This is a genomic window from Sphingomonas bacterium (genome assembly GCF_903643035.1).
GTDB lineage: Bacteria > Pseudomonadota > Alphaproteobacteria > Sphingomonadales > Sphingomonadaceae > Sphingomonas.
The window spans coordinates 1-4,611 of the sequence record NZ_CAHJWW010000221.1; the positions used below are offsets into that span (position 1 = coordinate 1).

At 70.9% G+C, this 4,611-nt stretch carries 5 protein-coding genes; 3 read left to right on the forward strand and 2 right to left on the reverse strand.

The genetic code is table 11. The features are described 5' to 3' along the window. Positions 1-316 (forward strand): DUF2793 domain-containing protein (locus HUV01_RS12360; protein ID WP_174298542.1); only part of this gene is annotated, 316 nt, incomplete at its 5' end. Between the two features lie 122 nt (positions 317-438). Beyond that, positions 439-1,563 (forward strand): OmpA family protein, encoded by a 1,125-nt coding sequence (locus HUV01_RS12365; RefSeq protein WP_174298543.1) that lies wholly within the window; start codon positions 439-441, stop codon positions 1,561-1,563. Positions 1,564-1,701: 138 nt separating this feature from the next. On the opposite strand, the gene ygfZ is transcribed toward HUV01_RS12365, so the two are convergent. Then, on the reverse strand, positions 1,702-2,472 hold the full coding sequence (ygfZ, locus tag HUV01_RS12370; protein WP_254606613.1) for a CAF17-like 4Fe-4S cluster assembly/insertion protein YgfZ: 771 nt from the start codon (positions 2,470-2,472) through the stop codon (positions 1,702-1,704). Between the two features lie 47 nt (positions 2,473-2,519). On the opposite strand from ygfZ, the gene HUV01_RS12375 reads away from it, so the two are divergent. Next, positions 2,520-3,845 (forward strand): dihydroorotase, encoded by a 1,326-nt coding sequence (locus tag HUV01_RS12375; protein ID WP_174298544.1) that lies wholly within the window; start codon positions 2,520-2,522, stop codon positions 3,843-3,845. A 136-nt stretch (positions 3,846-3,981) separates the two neighbouring features. Here HUV01_RS12375 and HUV01_RS12380 read toward each other — a convergent pair. Next, positions 3,982-4,611: DUF1134 domain-containing protein (locus HUV01_RS12380; RefSeq protein WP_174298545.1), on the reverse strand; the 630-nt coding region annotated here is incomplete at its 5' end.

Genomic DNA, 4,611 nt, shown 5'->3' on the forward strand with positions numbered 1-4,611 from the left:
GGGCGACTGGACCGGCCACGCCGGCGCGCTCGCCGGGTGGACGCAGGGCGGCTGGCGGTTCGTCGCGCCGTTCGAGGGCGCGGTGGCGTGGAGCCTCGCGGACGCCTGTCCTGCACGGTTCGACGGCGCCGGCTGGACGATCGGACAGGCGCGGGTCCGCCGCGTCCTGGTCGACGGCGTCCCCGTCCTCGGCGCCCGGCAGCCGGCGATTTCGGACCCGGCCGGAGGCGCGGCGGTCGACGAACAGGCGCGCGCGACACTGGCCTCCGTGCTGGCGGCGCTGCGCACGCACGGGCTGATCGCGCCCGGCATTTAGACTGTGCTCGTGTCCTTTGTGTCACAGGCCGGGACATTTGGCGACTTGCGACGAAACCAACCTTTGGGTAGGGGGTTTGCGCAGTCCTGACTGAACAAACCCAATATAGAAAGGGGACCATGATGCGGAAGCTTGCCGTTATTCTGGCGCTTGCCTCCACCGCTCTCGCCTCGCCCGCGTTAGCTCGCGACAAGGCCTGGTACGTGGGCGCCGATGGCGGCGCGATACTTGTCGAGGATATCCATTACGATATCGGAACCGTGAAGAACGCCGCGGTATCGGATCACAAGTACGGATATGATGTCGACGGCAACATCGGCTATGACTTCGGACCGTTCCGGGTTGAGGCCGAAGTCGCCTACAAGTCGGCGAACGACAAGGGTTATCGCACTTCCATCGGTGGTGCCGCCGTGTTCAACGCCAACGGCACGTTCACCAACGCCGCCGCCGGCTCCTATCCCGCGGCTCGCGGTCGCGTGACGGCGCTCAGCTTCATGGTGAACGGCCTGCTCGACTTCGGTGACTCCGATTCGATCCAGGGCTTCGTCGGCGGCGGCGTCGGCGTGGCGCGCGTGAAGGATCGCATCGCGCTGAACCAGTACAGCAGCTTCCTCAACGACTCCGACACGGTGTTCGCCTATCAGGGCCTCGCCGGCGTTCGCGCGCCGCTGACGTCGCATCTCGATGCGACGCTGAAGTACCGCTTCTTCACCGCGGAGAAGGTCCGTCTCATCGATGTGACCAACCGGTCGTTCAACGAGCGTTTCCGGTCGCACAGCATCCTGGGCGGTCTGACGTACAACTTCGGCGAGCCGGCTGCTCCGCCGCCGCCTCCGCCGCCTCCGCCCCCGCCGCCGCCGCCGCCGGAGGTTCCGCCTCCCCCGCCTGCGCCGGTATGCTCGCCTGGGCCGTTCATCGTGTTCTTCGAGTGGAACAAGTCGGACATCACGCCCGAGGCTTCCTCCATTCTCGACAACGCGGTGTCGTCGTACCAGAGCTGCAACGGTGCGCAGGTCATGGTCGCCGGTTACGCGGACCGTTCGGGTACGCCCAAGTACAACGTCGGCCTCTCGCAGCGTCGCGCCACGGCCGTTAAGGGCTATTTCGCCGCTCACGGTGTCGCCGACAGCGTCATCCAGACGCAGGCGTTCGGCGAGACGCATCCGCGTGTCGATACGGCCGACGGCGTCCGCGAAGTGCAGAACCGCCGCGTGGAGATCACCTACGGTCCGGGTTCGGGCCAGTAATCTTCGTCGCAAGGCGTGGAATGAAGGGAGGTCGGCAGCAGCCGGCCTCCCTTTTTGCGTGCCGCCGGCGGCGACCGATCGGGGTGGCCGGCCACGTGCCGCGATCCGTCCCGCACGGCCGGACGGCGTAACCCGTCGCTACCCGGCCGGCTCCGAGGCGGGCTCCGCCCCGGCGGCAAGCGCCGGGGCCAGCCAGGACGGCACCAGCGCATCGCCCAGCGCGTCGACGCGGCGGTGTTCGACCATCATGCCCAGCTCGGGATAACGCGCCCGCACCCGATCGCCCTCCGGGCCGATCGCCGCCACCACCAGCCGCCGACCGACCTTGCCGCGATAATGCATGCGTGCGGTGTTCTCCTGGCCGACGTAGCAGCCCTTGTCGAAGCTCACGCCGCCCAGCTCGGCCGCGTTGCACTCCAGCCACAAGGTACGGTCCTGCCCCAGTTCCCCGACCCCCTCGACGACGCCGAGCGCGAGCCGGTGCCGACGCCACCCGGCCGCAGGCGCCGTCGGCGGCCCCAGCCAGCGCCAGCCCAGCCCCGCGAGCCGCGGGTCCGGCACCCGTCCCGGTCCCTCCTCGCCCGACCAGTGCACGAGGACGTCCGCCGGCTCGATCGTCACCGCCCGGCGCAGCCGGTACATCGCCAGCCGTCGCGCGATCGCCTCCGCCTGCGCCGCCTCCACGTCGATCAGCAACGCGCCGTCGCCCCCATCCCACAGCATGAAGTCGAACAGCGCCTTGCCCTGCGGCGTCAGCAGCCCGGCCCAGCGCGGCGCGCCGGGCGCGACCGCCGTCACGTCCTGCGTCACCAGCCCTTGCAGGAACGGTCGGGCCTCGGCGCCGCCCAGCCGCAGGACCGAACGGTCGGCCAGCATCGTCGCGCCCGCGGCGGGGGTGGCCTCGTCCATCGTCCACAGGTAGGAAGGCGCGCGGCGGCACGGAAGGGGCGATCGGCATGACGGCGGTGGAACTCAGGCTGACCGGCGGCACCGTGCATCTGCCGGCCGGCCCCGTGGCGGCCGACGTCGGCGTGCGCGACGGTCGGATCGTGGCGATCGGCTCCGTTCCCGACGCCGCCCGCACGATCAGCTGCACCGGGCTCGATATCCTTCCCGGCGTCATCGACACGCAGGTCCATTTCCGCGAGCCCGGGCTGGAGCACAAGGAGGACCTCGCCAGCGGCAGCGAGGCGGCGGTGATGGGCGGTATCGTCGGGGTGTTCGAGATGCCAAACACGAAGCCCAACACCGACAGCGCGGCGGCGATCGGCGACAAGCTGGCGCGCGCGGCCGGGCGGATGTGGTGCGACCACGCCTTCTACGTCGGCGCGACTAACCACAATGCCGCCGACCTGGCCGAGCTGGAGCGGCTGCCGGGCACTGCGGGGGTGAAGATCTTCATGGGCGCCTCGACCGGCGACCTGCTGGTGTCGGACGAATCGATCCTCGCTCAGGTCCTGGCGTCCGGCCACCGCCGCGTCGCGATCCATGCCGAGGACGAGGGGCGGATGCAGGAGCGGCTGGGCGAGCGCGTGCCGGGCGACCCCGCCTCGCACCCGGTCTGGCGCGACGACGAGAGCGCGCTCAAGGCGACGCGGCGCATCCTGGCGCTCGCGCGCGCGGCGCGGCGGCGCATCCATGTCCTCCACGTCTCCACCCCCGCCGAACTGGAGCTGCTGGCGACGGCCAAGGATATCGCCAGCTGCGAGGTGACGCCGCAGCATCTGACGCTGGCCGGCGAGGACGCCTATCCCCGGCTCGGTTCGTTCGCGCAGATGAACCCCCCGATCCGCTCGCGCGCGCATCGCGACGGGCTGTGGCACTGGCTGGCGCAGGGGGTGCCCGACATCCTGGGCTCCGACCACGCGCCGCATACGCGCGAGGAGAAGGCCAGGCCCTATCCCGACAGCCCGAGCGGCATGCCCGGCGTGCAGACGATGCTGCCGCTGATGCTCGATCACGTCGCCGCCGGCCGCCTCACGCTCGCGCGGCTGATCGACCTGACCAGCGCGGGGCCGCAGCGGGTGTTCGGGCTGGTCGGCAAGGGCCGTATCGCGCTCGGCTACGACGCCGACCTGACGGTGGTGGACCTTGGGAAGCGGTGGACGGTGGATGCCGCATGGCTGCGTTCGCGCAGCCGCTGGTCGCCGTTCGAAGGCGCCGAACTTGCCGGCAAGCCGATCGGCACGATCGTGCGCGGGCAGGTGGCGATGTGGGAGGATGAGCTTGGGCAGGCGCCGCGCGGCGAGCCGATGCGGTTCGAGGCGGTGGAATACGGGTGAGGGGGGCCGCTCGAACCGCCGCCGCGTCCGCTGCATCGCCTCCCTGCATGGTCCCGCGCGCCCCCCCGTCGGGCGATGGCCGCTCCACGGGCAAGGCCCTTGCCGCCGGCCGGGCTCGCGACCTCCGGACGCTCGCCTAGAACGGCAGCCATTTCGATTTACGCGTGAACTTCATGTAGCCGATGTTGACTCCCGCGCGCAGTCCCACGCCGAGCCGCACCGGGATCACCACCACATGTCCCCAGCGCAGGTACGTCGCCGAGAAGCCGCCCACGAAGTACAGGTGCCCCTCGCCATGCGGGAAGCGATGGTACAGTTCCGCGCTGTCGTAGAGGTTGTACACCAGCACGAACACCTTGTTGGCGTCGCCGCCGACGTCGAACCCCACCGACGGTCCGGTCCAGTAGACCGGCATCTGCCCCTCGACCTTGTGCGTCATCACGCCCGAGCCGTAGCGCAGCCCGACGACGAAGGCGCCGGACGCCTCGCGCCCGGCGATATAGGCGTTGGGCTCGCCCTGGTCCTTGAGGATCTTCTCGATGATCCCGGCGAAACCCTGCGCGCCCTTGCCGAACACGCCCTCGCCCGCCCCGATCAGGTCGTCGCGGTGGAAGGTGGCATCCGCGCCCCGGGTCGCGTCCGCGCGCCGCTCGCGCACCGGTTCGGACGACCGGGCGGCTGGCTGGCGGGCGGCGGGCGGGCGGGAACCGGACGGGCGATACGGCTCGCTCTCGGACAGGTCCGCCTGGCCGGCGGGCGGCGGGCC

Coding starts and splice junctions, on each gene's coding strand:
- HUV01_RS12365 (WP_174298543.1), top strand. CDS start 439: ATGCGGAAGCTTGCCGTTATTCTGGCGCTTGCCTCCACCGCTCTCGCC.
- ygfZ (WP_254606613.1), bottom strand. CDS start 2,472: ATGGACGAGGCCACCCCCGCCGCGGGCGCGACGATGCTGGCCGACCGT.
- HUV01_RS12375 (WP_174298544.1), top strand. CDS start 2,520: ATGACGGCGGTGGAACTCAGGCTGACCGGCGGCACCGTGCATCTGCCG.